The sequence below is a fragment of the Mycobacterium sp. ST-F2 genome (genome assembly GCF_001905655.1).
Lineage (GTDB): Bacteria > Actinomycetota > Actinomycetes > Mycobacteriales > Mycobacteriaceae > Mycobacterium.
In genome coordinates, this window is the sequence record NZ_JMHT01000074.1 from 55,701 (window position 1) to 74,526 (window position 18,826).

17 protein-coding genes are annotated in these 18,826 nt (G+C 66.7%); 10 read left to right on the forward strand and 7 right to left on the reverse strand.

Features of this window, described 5'->3' with window-relative positions:
* Positions 1 to 142 precede the first annotated feature (142 nt).
* From EB75_RS25125 to EB75_RS25140, 4 genes are all read right to left on the reverse strand, one after another.
* Positions 143 to 1,678 carry an APC family permease gene (locus EB75_RS25125; protein ID WP_073697966.1) on the reverse strand — a complete coding sequence of 512 codons (1,536 nt, stop codon included), beginning with the start codon at positions 1,676 to 1,678 and terminating at the stop codon, positions 143 to 145.
* Positions 1,671 to 2,522, reverse strand: a complete 852-nt coding sequence (locus EB75_RS25130; RefSeq protein ID WP_073697967.1) for a universal stress protein — start codon at positions 2,520 to 2,522, stop codon at positions 1,671 to 1,673. Before EB75_RS25130 ends, EB75_RS25125 begins: the two co-directional genes overlap by 8 nt.
* A 3-nt stretch (positions 2,523 to 2,525) precedes the next feature.
* A complete protein-coding gene (locus EB75_RS25135) occupies positions 2,526 to 4,469 on the reverse strand; it encodes a primary-amine oxidase (protein ID WP_073697968.1) in 1,944 nt (647 codons plus the stop codon).
* Between the two features lie 62 nt (positions 4,470 to 4,531).
* Entirely contained in the window at positions 4,532 to 5,962 is a 1,431-nt protein-coding gene (locus tag EB75_RS25140) for a gamma-aminobutyraldehyde dehydrogenase (protein ID WP_073697969.1), read from the reverse strand.
* 140 nt (positions 5,963 to 6,102) lie between these two features.
* On the opposite strand from EB75_RS25140, the gene EB75_RS25145 reads away from it, so the two are divergent.
* Complete coding sequence (locus EB75_RS25145; RefSeq protein ID WP_083612558.1) at positions 6,103 to 7,638, forward strand: PucR family transcriptional regulator; 1,536 nt, start codon at positions 6,103 to 6,105, stop codon at positions 7,636 to 7,638.
* Here EB75_RS25145 and EB75_RS25150 read toward each other — a convergent pair whose 3' ends face one another.
* A complete protein-coding gene (locus EB75_RS25150) occupies positions 7,639 to 10,476 on the reverse strand; it encodes an MMPL/RND family transporter (RefSeq protein ID WP_073697970.1) in 2,838 nt (945 codons plus the stop codon).
* Positions 10,473 to 10,904 (reverse strand): MmpS family transport accessory protein, encoded by a 432-nt coding sequence (locus EB75_RS25155; protein WP_073697971.1) that lies wholly within the window; start codon positions 10,902 to 10,904, stop codon positions 10,473 to 10,475. The genes EB75_RS25150 and EB75_RS25155 overlap by 4 nt, the downstream gene beginning before the upstream one ends.
* 210 nt (positions 10,905 to 11,114) lie before the next feature.
* Between EB75_RS25155 and EB75_RS25160 the strand changes: the two genes are divergently transcribed.
* From EB75_RS25160 to EB75_RS25175, 5 genes are all read left to right on the forward strand, one after another.
* Positions 11,115 to 11,720 (forward strand): mycothiol-dependent nitroreductase Rv2466c family protein, encoded by a 606-nt coding sequence (locus tag EB75_RS25160; protein ID WP_502689397.1) that lies wholly within the window; start codon positions 11,115 to 11,117, stop codon positions 11,718 to 11,720.
* Between the two features lie 12 nt (positions 11,721 to 11,732).
* Complete coding sequence (locus EB75_RS30315) at positions 11,733 to 11,882, forward strand: DUF8730 family Cys-rich protein (RefSeq protein ID WP_502689395.1); 150 nt, start codon at positions 11,733 to 11,735, stop codon at positions 11,880 to 11,882.
* A gap of 4 nt (positions 11,883 to 11,886) precedes the next feature.
* Complete coding sequence (locus EB75_RS25165) at positions 11,887 to 13,068, forward strand: NAD(P)/FAD-dependent oxidoreductase (protein WP_073697972.1); 1,182 nt, start codon at positions 11,887 to 11,889, stop codon at positions 13,066 to 13,068.
* Positions 13,069 to 13,123: 55 nt separating this feature from the next.
* Complete coding sequence (locus EB75_RS25170; RefSeq protein WP_073697973.1) at positions 13,124 to 13,393, forward strand: metal-sensitive transcriptional regulator; 270 nt, start codon at positions 13,124 to 13,126, stop codon at positions 13,391 to 13,393.
* A 123-nt stretch (positions 13,394 to 13,516) separates the two neighbouring features.
* On the forward strand, positions 13,517 to 13,723 hold the full coding sequence (locus EB75_RS25175; protein WP_073697974.1) for a hypothetical protein: 207 nt from the start codon (positions 13,517 to 13,519) through the stop codon (positions 13,721 to 13,723).
* A gap of 73 nt (positions 13,724 to 13,796) precedes the next feature.
* On the opposite strand, the gene EB75_RS25180 is transcribed toward EB75_RS25175, so the two are convergent.
* A complete protein-coding gene (locus EB75_RS25180) occupies positions 13,797 to 14,633 on the reverse strand; it encodes an alpha/beta hydrolase (protein WP_073697975.1) in 837 nt (278 codons plus the stop codon).
* Between the two features lie 110 nt (positions 14,634 to 14,743).
* Here EB75_RS25180 and EB75_RS25185 point away from each other — a divergent pair, with 110 nt between their 5' ends.
* The 4 genes from EB75_RS25185 to EB75_RS25200 all read left to right on the forward strand — a co-directional run bounded on the left by EB75_RS25185 (position 14,744) and on the right by EB75_RS25200 (position 18,795).
* Entirely contained in the window at positions 14,744 to 15,310 is a 567-nt protein-coding gene (locus tag EB75_RS25185; protein ID WP_073697976.1) for a TetR/AcrR family transcriptional regulator, read from the forward strand.
* A gap of 53 nt (positions 15,311 to 15,363) precedes the next feature.
* Positions 15,364 to 16,722, forward strand: a complete 1,359-nt coding sequence (pafA, locus tag EB75_RS25190; protein WP_142239812.1) for a Pup--protein ligase — start codon at positions 15,364 to 15,366, stop codon at positions 16,720 to 16,722.
* A 71-nt stretch (positions 16,723 to 16,793) separates the two neighbouring features.
* Positions 16,794 to 17,783, forward strand: a complete 990-nt coding sequence (locus EB75_RS25195; protein ID WP_073697994.1) for a helix-turn-helix transcriptional regulator — start codon at positions 16,794 to 16,796, stop codon at positions 17,781 to 17,783.
* A 31-nt stretch (positions 17,784 to 17,814) separates the two neighbouring features.
* Positions 17,815 to 18,795, forward strand: a complete 981-nt coding sequence (locus EB75_RS25200) for a helix-turn-helix transcriptional regulator (RefSeq protein ID WP_073697978.1) — start codon at positions 17,815 to 17,817, stop codon at positions 18,793 to 18,795.
* Positions 18,796 to 18,826 lie beyond the last annotated feature (31 nt).

Below are 18,826 nucleotides of genomic sequence, written 5' to 3' on the forward strand. Positions count from 1 at the left end.
AGCCGCCGCGTTGACCCTGCGCCCACGCACACGGCTACTCGGTGTTTTGCGCCCAGGTTGCAGGGTCAACGGGCACAAGGCAATTGGCCCACACGATAAACGCCCCGCCATGCCGAAGCATGACGGGGCGTATCGAACCGACTCAGGGGAGCGGCGGTGTATCCATCGTCAGGGTCTCTCCGCGGAAGTACGCCGGCTGGGCAGCCCGCATGACGAGCATGAGGACAGCCCCGAAGAGCAGGATGCCGAAGCCGAGGTAAAACACCAGGCCGATGCCGCCGATCTCCGCGCCGCTGCCGCTGGCCGTCGGATCCATACTGACGAGCACCGACTTGACGAAGACGGAGAGCAGCATGACACCACCGAGCAGTGGGAACACCAGCTTGTAGATGATGTTGTGCAGGTTGAGGAACAGTTCCTTGCGGAAGAACCAGACACAGGCGAACGCCGTGATGCCGTAGTACCAGCAGATCATGATGCCAAGGGCCGCAATGGTATCCAGCAGCGTCCGCTCCGACAGCAGCGTCACGATGGTGTAGAACGCGGCTGTCACGACGCCTGCGACGACGGTGCTGTACACGGGAGACAGTGTGCGAGGGCTGATCTGGGCGAACTTCTTCGGGAACGCCCCGTAGGTACCCATCGCCAGCATGGTGCGGGCGGCCGGCAGCACGGTGGTCTGCAGGCTGGCGATCGACGATGCGAACACCGCCAGCAGGAGCAGGGGCCCGCCCCAGTCGCCCAGGACCGGATAGGCCAGCGCACCGAAGACGTTGGCGGCGTTGTCCTTGTTGCCCAGGCCCAGGCCCGTGTCGCCGATGCCGGCGTACATCATCACGGCGACCGCCACCAGGAGGTACGTCAGCAGAATCGACAGGACGCAGAGCAATCCGGCGCGACCGGGCACCTTGGTGGGGTCCTTGCACTCCTCGCCGAGGGTCAGGCAGGTGTCCCAGCCCCAGAACGCGAAGATGGAGCCGATGAGACCGATCACGAAGGCGCTCATCGTGAGTCCGGTGAACGGGTCGAACCAGTCGATGTCGAAGCTCAGGTGGCCTTCGACGCCGCCCGACCGCACGATCGCGACGATCGCGAACGTGATCAGCACGATCATCTGGAAGCCGACCAGCACGTACTGCACCTTCTCGCTGGTCGTGATGCCACGGCAGGAGATGTAGGTGGCGATGGCCAGCAGCGCGACGGTCGACCCGATGTTGATCCAGACGTTGTCGGCCGAGAGTGTGGCGAGCTTCTCGTTGTGCAGCACGCTGCCGAGGAACTCATACCCGAACTGGACACCGATGGAGGCGAGGTTGGACAGCACGATGATGGTGGCGATCACCATGCCCCAGCCGCACATCCAGCCGACGTACGGGCCAAAAGCCTTGGTGGACCACGTGAATGAGGCGCCGCAGTCAGGTGCCCGTGAGTTCAGCTCGCGGTACGCGTAGGCGGTGAGGAACATGGGGATGAAGCCGGCGATCAGGATGGCCGGCATCTTCAGCCCGACGGCGGCGACGATGAGCCCGATGCTGGCGGTGAGCGTATAGCCGGGGGCCACGGTCGAGATACCGAGAATGGCTCCGGTGAAGGTGCCGATACGGCCTGCGGCGAGGCCTTTGGCGACCAGGCCTTCTTCGCGCTCGGCGCGCTCCAGTTCGGACACGCTGTCAGTCATTATCAGCCCCTTCATCTTTCGGAACCACGATCATCGGGACCTGCAGGACGCGGAGCATCTTCGCCGCGGTGGAACCCAGGAAGAGCCGGCGCGGCTGCGCGAGCCGACTGGAGCCGACCATGATGACATCGCCGTCATGCCAGCCGAGCTTGTTGACGGCGTCCTCGACGGTGGGCCCGGTGGCCACCCGCGAGGTGACCGGAATACCTTCCGGGAGAAAGGCTTTTGCCTGGTCGAGGGCGTCCTGTGCGTGCTGCTGTGCCCGCTCCAGGTCGTCGGCGTCGTCGACGGCGACCAGTGACACCAGACGAAGAGGCGTCTCGGTGTCGCGGCAGAACCGGAGCGCGGTGTCCAGGAGGAGTTTGGCTCCGGCCCGGGTCCCGACGGCGCACGTGACTTCCCGGATGCGCTCGTTGCGCTTCAGGCGGGCGCCGCGCGGTGCGATGACCACCGGGATCGGGGACGCGTGGACCAGGTCGTTGACCACCGAGCCCAGCGACAGCGAGCCGGCGATCCCGCCGCCGGCACCACCGACCACCAGGACCTCTGCCTCTGCGGCCTCTGCCGCCGCGATCAGGCCCGCGGTGCTGGACTCGTCGAAGCTCAGATGCGTGGTGACGGCGAGGTCGCTCGGGAACCCGGCCGCGGCTGCGGCGAGCCAGCTTTCGGCTTCGCGCTGCAGGACGCCGCCCGGAGTGGTGGCGAGGGCCGATCGGTCGGCAGGCAGCACCATGCACAGGTCGATCTCTGCGCCCAGGGTGCGGGCGATCTGCTCGCCGACGGCGACAGCATCGTCACCGCCCGGTGTCGCCAGATAGGCGACGGCGATTCGCGGAGTACTCACGGATCAGCTCTCTTCACAGTCGGAGGTCATGTGGCAGGCCTTCGGCGGCGTCGGCGCGACATCGATCGAGGGATTGCGATCGAAGAAGCCGACAGGCTTGAGCCAGAAGTTGACGGTGTCGACCGGCATGATGGGCCAGTCTTCCGGGCGCGTGATGTGGTGGATGCCGAAGACGTACCACAGCACGACGTCCGTGTTCTCGATCGAGCGGTTGGCCTCGGTCCACATCGGCAGACCGGTGTCTTCCTTGCTCTGGGTGACGAATTCGCCAGCGGGCCAACGCTCGTCGGGCGAGTTGGGGGTGACCCACACGGTGTGCTCGATGGCCTTGCAGCGCGCCAGGACCGGCGAGTTCGGATCGAACATGGCAGGGAACGCGCCGCCGGGAACCAACTTGTAGGCCGGGGCGGTGCCGATGCCGTTGCGGACGTTGTCGTTGACGACCTTCCACGCCCGCTGGGTCTGGAAGTTCATGTCCTGCTTGCCCTCGGCCTCGGTGCGCAGCGGGGTGTTGCGTTGCCGCAGCGACAGGCCGTACGGGTTGTCCGGTCCCATCGGCTCGATCTCGGTCTCGGTGGCGTACACCGTGTTGTCGGTGCCGTCGATGTCGAGGTCGAGGCGGGCGACGAGGAAGTGCTGGTGGTACGGCGCGTAGGTGCGGTTGTCGACGAGCGTGCCGTGCGGGTGGGCCTGGCCCTCGGGGAAGTTGCTCACCACCATGATTCCCGTTGCGCGGACCTCACATTCGATGTTGCCGTCCTGGTAGAACCGCCAGTAGGTGAGGTACTCGTAGTTGGCGACGGTGACGTGGAACGACACCGTGAGCCGGCGCATGCGGCGCACCTCGGCGCCGCCGTGGTGGTCGACGTGCTTCCACAGCACGGCGTTGTCCTCTTCGTGGATGCAGATCGCGTTCTTGATGGTGAACGGTTCGCCCTTGCTGTTGTGCAGCACGGCGTCCAGGTACCGGATCTCACCGAGACAGTCGCAGCCCAGCTCCAGCGAGGTGGTCATGAAGCCGATGCCCCACTCGCCGATGTCGAAAGCCGTTCGGCGGTAATGGTCGGTGCAGTGATCGCGGTAGGGGACCATCATCTCGGCGAATGAGATCCGGTTGGCCACCGACCGCACGTTGCCGTTGTCGTTGTAGGTCACGGCGTGCAGCGTCATGCCCTCGCGGTAGTTGAAACCGACTCGCAGCGACCAGTTCTGCCACTTGAGCAGGTTGCCCTCGAGGGTGAACGAAACCCCTTCGGGCTGGGTGATGTTCAGCGGCTGCAGTGGTTCCCGGGTGCTCGCCTTGCGGATGCGCTCGGGAATGTGTTGCGGCACATACTCACCCATCATCTCCGGGCGATCGACGGTGAAGGTGTCCTCGATCTCCAGCAGTTCCATGGTGTTCATGTCGATCACGCAGTGGAACCCGTTGACGGGCCCGGCGTAGGGGTTGGCGCCTTCGGCGGCCCGCACCCAGGTGTCGGTCCAGCCCAGGCGGCGGTCCTTGTACTTCTCGGGCATCACGACGTCGCCGTAGGTCCAGGTGTCCATGAACACCAGGTCCATGTCCGTGATGCCGCGCTTGGCCAGCGCCGCAATGACATCGGGGTTCTTGCGCAGAACCTCGTCGGCCTCTTCCCACTCGTCCACGGTGAAGTTGGGCTGCACGCCCGGGATGTGGTCCCACGACAGCACCGACTCGTCCGTCAACGACACGACGCTCTTGTACGTGCGGTTGTTCGCGGTGTCGAGCAACGTCGCCAGCGCGCGACGGTCCGGCGCGGCGCCGGTCGCGTCGAATGCCGCGACGTCAGCCTTCGCCGGTTCCACCATCTCGACGGAGGTGTACCGCCAGCCGTCCCCGACGCCGTGCGCTGCCGCGAGAATCTCGGCGACCTTGGTGAATTCGGGTGCGGTCAGCGGGTCGAGAGGGTGGAAGGTGTCAGGCATGGGTGAGGCTCCTGTCGGCAGGGTGGATTCGGGGTGGAGAAAAACGAGAGGGAGACGGTGGATCAGTCGTGGGCACTCATGACGTGCTTGATCCGGGTGTAGTCCTCGACGCCGTAGATCGACAGGTCCTTGCCGTAGCCGGACTGCTTGAAGCCGCCGTGGGGCATCTCGGCGGTCAGCATGATGTGGCAGTTGATCCAGACACATCCGAAATCGAGTGCGCGGGTGAACTTCTCGGCGGTGGCGTGATCCTTGGTCCACACGCTGGACGCCAGCGCGAACCGCACACCGTTGGCGAGTTCGATGGCCTCTTCGTCCGTCGAGAACGGCTGGACGGTGATGACGGGGGCGAAGGTCTCCTCCTGGACGATCGCGTCGTCCTGGTGGACGCCGCTGATGATCGTCGGCTCGAGGTAGAAACCCTTGTCGCCGAGCCGCTTTCCGCCGGTGACGACGGTGGCGTGCGGCGGCAGGTTCTCCAGCTTCTTGATCACGGTGTTGAAGTGGTTGATGTTGTTGAGCGGCCCGTAGAACGCGTCGGGATCGTCGGGCAGGCCGGGGCGCAGGTTCTGCGCCGCCGCGGCGAGCGCCGCCACGAACTCGTCGTGGATGGATTCGTGCACGATCACGCGCGTCGCGGCGGTGCAGTCCTGTCCCGCGTTGAAACAGCCGCCTTCGGCGATGCCTGCCGCGGCCTTGGCGATGTCGACGTCGGGGAAGACCACCACCGGCGCCTTACCGCCCAGTTCGAGGTGGCTGCGCTTGAGCTGCTTGGCTGCCGACTCGGCGACGGCGATGCCCGCGCGCACCGAGCCGGTGATCGAAACCAGGCCTGGCACAGGGTGTTCCACCAGCGCGGCGCCGGTCTCGCCGGTGCCCAGGATCACGTTGAGCACGCCGTCGGGCAGGATGCCCTTGCTCAGCCGGGCCAGGACCAGGGTGCTCTCCGGGGTGGTGTCGCTGGGCTTGAGGACGACGGTGTTGCCGGTCGCCAGCGCGGGGCCGATCTTCCAGATGGCCATCAGGAAGGGGAAGTTCCACGGCGCCACCTGGCCGACGACGCCGATCGGCTCGCGCCGGACGTAGGACGTGAAGCCCTCCAGGTACTCGCCGGCCGAGAGGCCGTGAACCATGCGGGCGGCGCCGGCGAAGAAGCGGAGCTGGTTGGCGCCGGCGATGGCCTCCTCGGCGTGCACGATGGCCTTGGGCTGGCCGGTGTTGCGGCACTGGGCCTCGACGATCTCGTCGGCGTGGGCCTCGATGGCGTCGGCGAGCTTGAGCAGCGCGGCCTGCCGGTCGCCCGGCGTGCTGCGGCCCCAGGTCTGGAAGGCGCGTTCGGCGGCGGAAACGGCGGCGTCCACATCGGCGCGGTTGGATACGGGTGAGCGTCCCACTACCGACTCGTCGACGGGGCTGATCAGGTCGATCGTCTCCGACGATGACGACGCGACGAATTGCCCGTCAATGTAGTTCTGCAGTGTTTCGATCGACATCGCGCACGTTCCTCAGGTGAAGTTGGCAGACAACTGGCTGCACAAGTGTGCGCCAGGACACACCCCCGATCATCTGCCATTCTGGGGATTTTCAGTGGAGTTTTTCGACATTCTGTACATTCATGCCCGTGACAGTTCCGGTGCGATGGGTGCTGGACCAAGCTGATCTGCGGATCCGGCTGCGCGGCGGAGCCGGCGGCACCGCGCGCGAGATCAACTTGGTGCTGACCACCGAATTGGCCGACCCGGCCAAGTGGTTGTCCGGTGGTGAGCTGGTGCTGACCACCGGTATCGGGCTGCCGGCCGGTTCGGACGACCGGCGGCGCTATTTGCAACGCCTGCACGAAAGTGGTGTGGCCGGAGTCGGATTCGGTGTCGGCCTGACGTTCGACGAGGTACCCCAGGAGTTGGTGTCCGCCGCCGAGGAATTGGGTCTGCCGCTGCTGGAGATTCCGTTGCGGACGCCGTTCGCGGCGGTCGTGCAGCGGGTCAGCTCGCGGATCGCCGCGCTGCAGTACGACGCGGTGCTGCGGGCCTCGCGGGCGCAGCCGCGGATCACCCGGGCCGTCGTCAGCGGCGGTCCCCAGGAGGTGGCCGCTGAATTGGGCCGCGCGTTGCGGGCCAGTGTCGTGGTGCTCGATCCATCCGGCACGGTGATCGCCTCCCACCCGCGCAACCTCAACGTCACCACGGTCAATCTGGTGCGCGATGCGGTCGAGCCCGGCGCCGCATCGGCCGTCGCCGTGCTGGCCGAGGGTGTCACCGTGGCCCAGCAGTCCATCCGGGTCGGCGGCCGCTCGCACGGGGTGCTCGGTGTGGTGAGTGAGACGGCGTTGAGCCCCGTCGATCAGGTGCTGCTCGGGCACGCAAACTCTTTGCTCGCACTGGATTTCGAGAAGCCGGTGCGCTTGAAAGAGGCGCAGCTGCGCCTCAACGAGCAGGCGCTGGGCCTGATTCTCACCGGTGAATCCAACCTGGAGCCGGCGTGGGCACAGCTGTCCCAGGCCGCCGATCACCGGGGCCGGATCCGGGCGCTGGTCGTGCAAGCGGATTCGGACCCCCAGACCGAAGCCGATACCGCGCACCTGCTGCGGCGGGTGAGCGCGACGATCATGGATCAGCTGGACCAGGCCGGGCACCCGGTGTTCGTCCATTGCGCCGACAAATGGCTGACGGTCCTGCTGCCGGGCGCGGAGGCCGACGAGATCGCCGCCGCACTCGTGGGCGGCATCGATGGCTCGCTGCGCCGGACCATCCGCATGGGGCTCAGCGGCTTGCTGCCGCTGGCCAAGCTGGCCGAGGCTGTCGACAACGCCCGCCTCGCGGCGTCGGTCGCGGAATGTGGCCGGCCTCCGCTGGAGTTCTCGGCGATGGCCGGCAGCGCGCTGCTGTCGTTCGGCGAGAGCAGAGACGTGCTGGTGGCCCTCGGCGGGGCGGTGCTGACCCCGGTCCTCGACCACGATGCCGAATTCGGCACGGGGCTGCTCACGTCGTTGCGCGCATACCTGGAAGCCAACGGGCACTGGGAATCTGCGGCCGCGGCCGTCGGCGTGCACCGGCACACCATGCGCAAGCGCATCGAGACCGCCGAGGCCCTGCTCGGAGTCGACCTCGCCATCGCCCGGGTCCGCGCCGAGTTGCTGCTGGCGATCTTGGCGCGGACCCCGGGCGACTGATCACCCCACCGGGGTGGGTACCGCGACGGGTGCCGGCGCGGTCCGAGTGTGGGGCCGCAGCGGCCACCAGAACCACCGGCCCAGCAGCGCCGCGATGGACGGCGTCATCAACGACCGAACGATCAAGGTGTCGAACAACAATCCGAGTCCGATGGTGGTACCGGCCTGACCGATCGAGCTCAGATCGCTCGCTGCCATGGACATCATGGTGAACGCGAACACCAGCCCGGCCGTGGTGACCACGCTGCCGGTTTCGCCCATCGAGCGGATGATGCCGGTCTTGTATCCCGCGCCGATCTCTTCCTGGAACCGGGAGACCAGCAGCAGGTTGTAGTCGGAGCCGACCGCCAGCAGAATGATCAAGCCGAAAACCGGTGCGATCCAGTTCAATTCGAGGCCCAGTAGGTCCTGCCACACCAGCACCGACAGCCCGAATGCCGCGCCCAGCGACAGCAGCACGGTGCCGACGATCACCAGCGACGCGACCAGCGCCCGGGTGATGAGCAGCATGACGACGAAGATCAACGTCAGTGCGGCAGCCCCGACGATCAGCAGGTCGTACTGCGAACCCGACTGGATGTCCCGATAGATCGCGGCGGTGCCGGCGAGATAGAACCTGGCATCGGTGAGCGACGAGCCCTTCACCGACTGATGCGCCGCGTCCAGCGTCGGCATCACCGCCGCGATGCCATCCGGGGTCGCCGGGTCATCGGCGTGGGTGATGAGGAAACGTGCGGCCTTGCCGTCCGGCGAGAGAAACAGCTTCAGGCCGCGCTGAAAGTCCGCATTGTCAAAGGCTTCTGGTGGCAGATAGAAGTAGTCTCCGCTGCGAGACGCGTCGAAGGCCTGCCCCATGGCGCTGGCGGTGTCCGTCATCGCCGACATCTGGGTGATCAGACCGGAGAAGCTGCTGTGCAGCGTCAACAGCGTGCTGCGCATGGACTCCACCGTTGCGATCATCGGCGGGAACTGCGCCCGCATCTGCGGCAGCAGTGCCACGGTGCTGTCCATGTCGGTGCCCAGCGCGGCCATGTCCGAACTGAACGTGTCCACGTTGTCGATGGCGTCGAAGACGGATCTGGTTGCCGCGCAGACAGGTATGTCGGTGCAGTGCTGCTCCCAGTAGAAGTAATTGCGCAGTGGCCTGGCGAAATCGTCGAAATCGGCCAGGTGGTCGCGGAGTTCGTTCAACGTCGCGTGCATCTGGTGCACGTCCGTGGCCAGATGTGAAGTAGTGCCGCTCATCTGCTCCACCAGGGTCTGGAGCCGCTGCATCGGTCCGACCAGAGCGCCGAGGTCATCGCTCATCTTCAGGATGTCGCCCATCCGGTCCTTCATGATCTGCAGGTTCTGCTGGATCGGAATGGACTGGGCACTGACCTGGAAGGGGATCGACGTGTGCTCGGTCGGCCCGCCGAAAGGCCGGGTGATGCTCTGCACCATCGCGATACCCGGCAGCTTGAAGATGTCCTTGGCCAGCTTGTCCAAGATGATCATGTCGGCACTGTTGCGCAGGTCATGATCGGCCTCGATCATCAGGATGTCGGGATTCATTGTGGCAGCGCTGAAATGGCGTTCGGCGGCCTGGTATCCGACGGTCGACGGCAGATCGTCAGGGATGTAGAAGCGGTCGTTGAAGCTCAGTTTCATGGTGGGCATGAACATGATGCCGACGAGGGCGACCAGCAGCGACGCCACGAAGATCGGCGCCGGCCACCGGACCGTGGCGGTGCCGATGCGCCGCCAGCCCTTGGTCTTGATCATCCGCTTGGGCTCCAGCAGGCCACGGCGGGTGGCGACCGCCACCACCGCGGGCGCGGCGGTCAGCGCGCCCGCGACGACCACGACCAGTCCCAGCGCGGACGGGATGCCCAGGGCCTTGAAGTACGACAGCCGCGCCAGGTGCAGGCACAGGGTGGCCCCGGCGATGGTCAGTCCCGAGCCAAGGATGATGTGTGCCGTACCGCGAAACATGGTGTAGTAGGCCGATTCCGGGTCCTGCCCGGCCTGGCGCGCTTCGTGGTAGCGCCCCACCAGGAAGATGGCGTAGTCGGTCCCCGCGGCGATGGCCAGCGAGGACAGCATGGCCACCACGAACGTCGAGAAGCTCAGCAGGCCGTGGTCTCCGAGCAGCGCGACCAGTCCGCGTGCCGTGCCCATCTCGAACCCGACCATGACCAGCACCAGCATCACCGTGCCGGCGGAGCGATAGGCGAAGGCCAGCATGACGATGATGACGACGCCCGTCACACCCATCATCGTCAGCATGCTCTTGTCGGCGGCTTCGTTCATGTCGGTGGTCAGCGGCGCCGGTCCGGTGACGTAGGCCTTCAGGCCCGGGGGAGGGGCAACGTGACCGACGATTTCGCGAACCCGGTCGACCGACTCATTGCCCAGCGTGCTGCCCTGGTCGCCGGCCAGATTCAGCTGGACGTAGGCGGCCTTGCCGTCGCGGCTCTGCACACCGGCCGCGGTCAGCGGATCGCCCCAGATGTCCTGGACGTGTTGCACGTGCTCAGGGTCGGACCGCAGCGCGGTCACCAGGGCGTCGTAGTAGCGGTGTGCCTCGGCGCCGAGCTTCTCGTCACCCTCGAGGACGACCATCGCGATGCTGTCGGAATCCGACTCGCGGTACGTCGCGCCGATCTTCTTGGCGGCGATCAGCGCCGGCGCATCCTGCGGCGACATCGTGACAGCGTGGTCTCTGGCCACCGATTCGATCTGCGGCACAAGGACATTGAGGCCGACGGTCACCAGCAGCCAGCCGATGATGATGGGCCAGGCGAAGCGCCGGATGAACCGCATGTACGCGGGTCGGGTGTTGTTGTGGGCGCTCATGCGTTCTTGACCAGACATGAGGTTTGGGCGTGCTGTCCGGTCGACGACTGCTCCTGGCGGGCCTGGCCATCGACGATGATGCGGCATCCGAGGCGGTCGCTGTCACCTTGTGCCACCACACTCGCGATCACCGCGGGCGCGGTGGTGCTGATCTCGACGGTCCACGGCAGGCTGCTGAAGGTCGCCTGCACGGGCTGGGCGCTCTGGTCGAGGAAGTTGACGCTGCCCGCGGTGCCGGCGGGGCCGAGGATTTCGTAGACCACGCGCTTGACGTGCGTGGGTTCGAGGGGTTGGGCATGACTTCCGGTCGCGGTGAAGATCGGCTCGGAGCCGAACTCGCCACGCAGTTGAGTGACGGCCACGGAGCCGAGCGCAACGGCCACCACGGCCACGGTCGGCACCCAGATTCTCGCCAGGACGGTTGGCATCGCGGTCTCCCTTCGTATACCCCCATGGGTATCTGTATCGGAGCCGACGGTACCATACCCCCTAGGGTATAGAGGGTGCCGTGACGATCCGCACATCACCGTTGACCTATACCCCATGGGGTATGTATAAATGGGTGGGAACGAGCCGAGAAGGCGTGAAACGCAAAGGAGTGCAACGTGGCGACTGAACAAGTGAACGGCCCGACGGCGGTGACCCCGACTGCAGTGACCCCGACTGCAGTGACCCTGTGGCTGGACCCGGTCTGCCCGTTCACCTGGAACACCGCCCGCTGGCTGCAGGCGGCGGCCGAGGCCGGCGGAGCCGCCATCGATTGGCGACTACTGAATCTGGCCGTGCTCAACGAGGGGCGTGAACTGCCCGCGCCGCAACAGGCCCGGATGGCGGACTCCCGACTGGTCGGCCGGTTGATGGCCGCCATCCACCGCGACCTCGGCGTCGACGCCCTGGTGACCGCCTACTTCGCTTTCGGCGAGGCCTATTTCGATCAGTCCGCACCGGTCGATCAGGCGCTGGCCGCCAAGGTCCTCGCCGCGGTCGGGGCGTCGGAGCTCACGCCGGCGGTGTTGGACGACGCGTCGTGGGATGCACTCGTCACCCAGTCGCATGAGGCCGGGCAGGACGCCTACGGCGCCACCGGCGGCAGTCCGCTGCTGACCATCAACGGCCACACCTTCTTCGGGCCCGTCTTCACCGAGTTGCCGTCGCTCGACACCGTGGCCACCGATTTCGCGGCTCTGGTCACGCTGACCGCCATGCCGCAGTTCACGCAGATCGAGCGTCCGCGCGTCCACTGAAAGGCCCCAATCATGTGTCACCCCAAGCGTTGTTCGGTGTGCGGCAAGACCACCTGGTCCGGTTGCGGGATGCACGTCGACGCCGTCAAAGCCGCCGTGCCCGCCGGTCAGTGGTGTGAAGGGCACCCCAAGTCCCCGTCCCGTTTGAAGTTCTGGAGGTAGGAACATGTTGGACACCAAGTTGGTCATCCTCGGCGCCGGTATCGGCGGCCTGTCGGTCGTCAAGGAACTCGCCGAATCCGGTGTGGCCCTTGATGATATCGACATCACCATCGTCGACGAAGACTTCTCGCACTTCCTCGGTTTCACTCTGCCCTGGGTGCTGCGTGGTTGGCGCGACGAGGGCAGTGTGCCCATCGAGCCCACGGTTTCCGCCCTGCGCGGTGTCAACACCGTCACCGGCACCGTGGCCCTGATCGATCACTCTGCGCGCATCGTCACACTCGTCGACGGCACGGAGATCGCCTTCGACGCACTGATCATCGCCACCGGCGCCCGGAACGTCATCGACAAGGTCCCTGGCCTGCAGGAGGCCGTCGACGCCGGGACCGCGGTGCACTACTACAGCGCCGACGCCGCGGCCGCCGCGCACACCGCGCTGCAGCAATTCGACGGCGGCAAGCTCGTCTTCCTGGTGACGGCGCTGCCGTACCGCTGTCCCGTCGCGCCCTACGAGGGTGCGCTGCTGGCCGCAGATCTCTTGCGCGACAACGGCCATCGCGAGTCGACCGACATCACGGTGTACACCCCGGAAAAGCAGCCCATGCCGGCGGCCGGGCCGTATGCCGGGCTGGAACTGGTGGAGATGCTCGGGGCCAACAACATCGCCTTCCATGGCGAGCACGCCGTCGAGCGCATCGACGCCGACCAGAAGATGATCCATTTCGCCGACGGCACCGCTGCGGGGTTCGACCTCCTGGTGTTCGTCCCGCCGCACGAGCCGGCGGTGACGCTGGACGGCGCGGGCTGGATCGCCGTCGACACCGAGATGGCCACCGGGTATCCGGGCATCTTCGCGATCGGTGACACCGCCGCGGTGAACGCCGAGTCCGGACGGACGGTGCCCAAGGCCGCGATCTTCGCCAAGAACGGCGCAAAGACCGCTGCCCGCAACGCATTGCACTATCTCGGACGGGTTGCCGACGGTGCGGCGCTCTCGGGTGAGGGTTACTGCTACATCGACGTCGGCGGTCACGTGTCGGCCCAGGGCAAGGGCAACTTCTTTGCCACGCCGCATCCGGCGATCCATCTGACCGAGCCGTCCGAACTGCTGCACCACGACAAGCAGGCTGAAGAAAACGAGTGGCGCGCGCTGTGGGAGCGCACCGCCGCGCCCGCCGGCCGCTGATACCCTGTGGGGTATAGCACGTCGGGCTGGAAAACGAACGAAAGGTAGGTGCGACATGGTCGGTGATGAAGAGGCCATGGCCGCCGTCCTGGCCCGGTTGCGTCGGGCACAGGGCCAGTTGGCCGGCGTCATCTCGATGATCGAGCAGGGCCGGGAGTGCAAGGACATCGTCACGCAACTCGCGGCGGTGTCGAAGGCGCTGGACCGCGCCGGGTTCAAGATCGTCGCCACCGGGTTGCGCGAATGCCTGACCGGGAACGCTGAAGACGGTCGGGCGCCGATGACCGAGGCCGAGCTGGAGAAGCTCTTCCTCTCGCTCGCGTAGAGATCGTCTTCCAGCTAGCCGGAAGACGGGAACGGGTGCCTGCAGGGACGATTTCTGGCTGGTCGCGGCCGACGATGAATGCAGTCCGAAAACGGACGAGCACTCTGACAGGAAGCGCCGATCATGAAGAACCCGATCAAGTTCATCGCCCCCGGACTGGCCGTGGCCGGCATTGCCGGCGCCATGTTGTTCGCGCCGATCGCCAGCGCGGACACCGACCCGCTGATCCCCAACGGCACCGACCCGCACTCGTCGTACGTGTTGGGCGAGCACTTCTCCAACCATGACGAGATCAATCAGAGCGCGGGCAATCTGGATACTTCGTTCTGATCCTGCCGAGTCGGCCTGGCTCCGTCCGCCACCCACTGCGGGGGGCGGACGGAGCCATTTCTGGCCGGCTGGGTCAGAATCGTCGGACGAAATCCAGTGCGGTGTCGGCGACGTCGCGCCACCCGCTGTCGACGACCAGCGAATGACCGCGTCCGGGGATTTCGACGATCTCGGTGATGTTCGGGTTCTTCTTCTGCCGCTTGTAGGAGGCATTGGCGATGGCCCAGGGCACCGTGTTGTCCTTCTCGCCGGAAATGATCAGCAGTGGACCGCGTTCGGGGTTCTTGGTGTCGACCTTGGCCTCGGTCGCCGGGTTGAAGTTGGCGGTGGCGGCCTGGAACAGCGGCACGCCGGCGCCGGCAACCGAGTAGTTCTCGTACAGCTTGGCCGACTCTTCTTCGGAAACCGCGTTGCCGAATGCAAATCGGAACTGCTTGGGGGTCAAGGCAACCGCCCGACCACGGTTGAGCGGGTTGCCGAGGACGGGGAACGCCGAGCGCAGTGCCGCGATCGGCAGCGGCAGCACGCCGCGGAACGGCGCGGGGTCGATCGCGACCGCCACCTTGGCCAGGCCGAGGCCCGCCAACTTCTGGGTGATCAACCCGCCGAACGAGTGGCCGATCACGATGGGCTTGCGGTCGAGCGCGCCGATGACGTCGACGTAGTGCTGCGTGATGTCGCCGATGCTCTTGTGTGCGAACACCGACGGATCGCGACGGGCGTCCTCCACGGTCGCCGGATCGTCCGGCCATCCGGGGGCGAGGGTCACGAAGCCCTGCTCCTCGAACGCTGTCCGCCAGTGATCCCAGCTGTTGGGCAACAGCCACAAGCCGTGCACGAATACGACAGGTTGCCGTCCTGAGCGGTTGGCGCGGTCGATGTCGGCCTGCTCGCAAGGGTGGATGGTCATGGCGTCTCCTCAAGTAGATAGAACGGTCGTTCTGTCACCTGTAACCGCCGTCCTGCCGGATCTGTTCCCAAAATCAGAAAGAACGTTCTACCTCGCGCTACGATGGGGGAATGAACACCGCGGAACCGGCCCTGCGGCCACGCGAGCGACTGCTGCGCGTCGCGGCGGAGCTGTTCTACCGCGAGGGCATCCACGCCGTCGGCGTCGACCGGATACTCGCCGAAGCGGGCGTCACGCGCGCCACCATGTACCGGCACTTCAAAGGCAAGGAAGCCCTCGTCGAGGCCTATCTGGCGCTGGAGGACGAGACCATCCGCGGCTACTTCCGGGATGCCGCCGCCGTGGCCGGGCCGGACACCGACATGCTGGAGCTGGTCATCGACGGCATCGCCGAGGACATCGCCAGGTACCACACCCGGGGTTGCCCGTTCATCAACGCCGCGGCCGAGTATCCCGCGCCGGACAGCCCGGTCCGTCAACTCATCGCCCGGCACCGCAACTGGTTCCGCGGCGCCCTGGAGGAAGCCGCCGGCGGTCGGGATCATCCCGAGCAGGTCGCGGCCTCGCTGGTGTTGTTGCGGGACGCCGCGCTGGTCGGTGGATACCTGGACGGAATCGACACCACCAAGGCCTCGTTCGTCCGGGCCGCCCGGCAGGCAGCCGGTATCTCGCGGTGACGCCCGGCCTGTTGCCCACCTAATACCCATGCCCAACCCGTAAGCTCGATTGTGTGCAGCGACGGATCATGGGAATCGAGACCGAGTTTGGCGTGACCTGCACGTTTCATGGTCACCGCCGGCTCAGCCCTGACGAGGTGGCGCGCTATCTGTTCCGGCGGGTGGTGTCGTGGGGCCGCAGTTCCAACGTCTTTCTGCGGAATGGCGCGCGCCTCTACCTCGATGTGGGCAGCCACCCCGAGTACGCGACCGCCGAATGCGACAACCTGGTGCAGCTGGTCACCCACGACCGCGCCGGTGAGCGCGTGTTGGAAGACCTGCTGGTCGACGCCGAGCAGCGACTTGCCGACGAGGGCATCGGCGGCGACATCTACCTGTTCAAGAACAACACGGACTCGGCAGGCAACTCCTACGGCTGCCACGAGAACTACCTGATCGTGCGCGCCGGCGAGTTCTCCCGGATCTCCGACGTGCTGCTGCCGTTCCTGGTCACCCGCCAGCTGATCTGTGGTGCCGGCAAGGTGCTGCAGACCCCCAAGGCCGCGACGTTCTGTCTGTCGCAGCGCGCCGAGCACATCTGGGAGGGCGTCTCCAGCGCAACAACGAGATCACGCCCCATAATCAACACCCGCGACGAGCCGCACGCCGACGCCGAGAAGTACCGCCGGCTGCACGTCATCGTCGGCGACTCCAACATGTGCGAGGCCACCACCATGCTCAAGGTGGGCAGCGCCTCGCTGGTGCTGGAGATGATCGAGGCCGGCGTCCCGTTCCGGGACTTCTCGCTGGACAACCCGATTCGCGCCATCCGCGAGGTCAGCCACGACCTGACCGGACGGCGCGCCGTGCGGCTGGCCGGCGGGCGGCAGGCCTCCGCGCTGGACATCCAGCGTGAATACCATTCGCGCGCCGTGGATTACCTGCAGACCCGCGAACCCAACGTGCAGCTCGAGCAGGTCGTCGACCTGTGGGGCCGCCAGCTGGACGCCGTCGAGAGCCAGGATTTCGCCAAGGTCGACACCGAGATCGACTGGGTGATCAAGCGGAAGTTGTTCCAGCGCTACCAGGATCGCTACAGCATGGAGCTGTCCGACCCCAAGATTGCCCAGCTGGACCTGGCGTACCACGACATCAAGCGCGGTCGCGGAGTGTTCGATCTGTTGCAGCGCAAGGGCTTGGCTGCCCGGATCACGACCGATGAGGACATCGACGCGGCGGTCAACACCCCGCCGCAGACCACCCGGGCCAAGCTGCGCGGCGAATTCATCACGGCCGCACAGGAAGCCGGGCGCGACTTCACCGTCGACTGGGTGCACCTCAAGCTCAACGATCAGGCGCAGCGCACCGTGCTGTGCAAGGACCCGTTCCGGTCGGTCGATGAGCGGGTGAACCGGCTGATCGCCAGTATGTGAGCGGTGCCGCCGCGTTCGCGGCGGGCGCGCCCATACCGGGCAACTCACAGCAACCACTTACTCTGTTGGACGTGGCGACGTCCAAGGTTGAGCGGTTGATGAACCTCGTCATTGCGCTCCTGTCCACCCGAAGCTACTTGTCCGCGGAACAGATCCGGGCCAATGTCACCGGGTACCAGGACCCGCCGACGGGCGAGGCCTTCTCGCGGATGTTCGAGCGGGACAAGAACGAACTGCGCGATCTCGGCATCCCGCTGGAGACCGGTCGCGCCTCGGTGATGGACGTCACCGACGGGTACCGCATCAATCGCACCGCCTACGAGCTGCCGCCGGTCGAGCTGACCGGCGACGAAGCGGCCGTCGTCGCGATCGCCACCCAGCTCTGGGAGTCGCAGGAGATGGTCACCGCCACCCAGAGCGCACTGCTCAAGCTGCGGGCGGCGGGAGTGGACGTCGACGTGCCCGACACCGGCGTCGCGATCACCACCGGCGCCGCCCCGGGCCTGCGCGGTTCCGAGGAAGCGCTGGGAATCCTGTTGTCCGCCATCGACTCCGGCCGTGCTGTGCAGTTCGCGCACCGGCCCAACCGGAGCGCGCCGTACGTCGACCGCACCCTGGAGCCGTGGGGCGTCGTCACTTACCGCGGGCGCTGGTATGTCGTCGGCCACGACCGCGACCGCGACGCCCCGCGGACCTTCCGGGTGTCGCGCATCGGCGACGGCGTGCGCGCCGTGGGGCCCGACCGTGCCGTCACCCGGCCCGACGGGGTCAACCTGCGCGACATCGTGCACCGCGCGGTCGCCGAGTGGCCGGCCGGTGAGCAGGCCCGGGTATGGGTGGCCGAAGGGCGGGCGACGGCGCTGCGCCGGCAGGCGCTCAGCACCTCACCCAGTGCCCGCGGCGGACGCGGGGGCGACGAGATCGTCGTCGACATCGGCATGGTCGACCGGCTGGCCCGGGAGATCGCCGGCTACGGCGCCGACGCCGTCGTGCTGGAGCCGGAGTCATTGCGGGACAATGTCATCGGCCGCTTGCGGGCGCAGGCGGGGGAGGGCGTATGAGCGTTCAGCGAGGAGCGAAGGCGGATCGCGCATGAGTAACGTGTCGAACCGCTTGGTGCGGCTCCTCAACATGGTTCCGTATTTCCAGGCCAACCCGCACGTCAGTCACGAGAAGGCCGCGGCCGACCTGGGTGTCACGCCCAAACAACTGCTGGCCGATCTGAACCAGTTGTGGATGTGTGGACTGCCCGGCGGCGCCGGCGGCACGATGATCGACCTGGACTTCGAAGGCGACACCATCGACGTGATCTTCTCGGCCGGCATGGACACGGCACTGCGGCTCACCTCGCCCGAGGCCACCGGCGTATTGATGGCGCTGCGCGCGCTGGTCGACGTGCCCGGCGTGGTCGACCCTGACGTGGCCCGCAGTGTGATCGCCAAGATCGAGGCTGCCGCCGGGGCCGCCGGAGCCACCGCGGCGTCGATGCCGGCCCCGGACACCGCGGGCGATGTAGAGAACAAGGTGACCGGTGTCGTACGGGCCGCGGTCCGCGACAAGCGGGCACTGTCCCTCGAGTACTACTCCGCTTCGCATGACACCGTCTCGCACCGCGTCGTCGACCCGATCCGGGTGGCGCTGATCGGTGACCACAGCTACCTGGAGGCGTGGTGCCGCACCGCCGAGGGCGTGCGGCTGTTCCGGTTCGACCGCATCGTCGACGCCACCGCCCTGGACGAGCCGGCCGCGCCGCCGGAACCCGCGGTGCAGGCCGGGACGGACACGTCGTTGTTCTCGGCCGAGACCGCCGATCCGGGGTTGCCGGTGGCAACCCTGCTCATCGACGAGTCCGTGTCGTGGATGTTCGACTACTACCCGCTGCGGGAGCAGCACGCGATTCCCGACGGCGGGTGGGAGGCCACCATGACGTACGCGTCGGACGAGTGGATGGCGCGATTCGTGCTCGGTTTCGGCTCGGCCGTGCGGGTACTGGACCCGCCGGAGTTGGCCGACCGCGTGCGGGAGTCCGCGATAGCGGCGCTGGCGGCGTATGAACCGAGTCGCGGCGAGTAGACTCGGCCTCAACTTCTGGAGGTGACCCAAA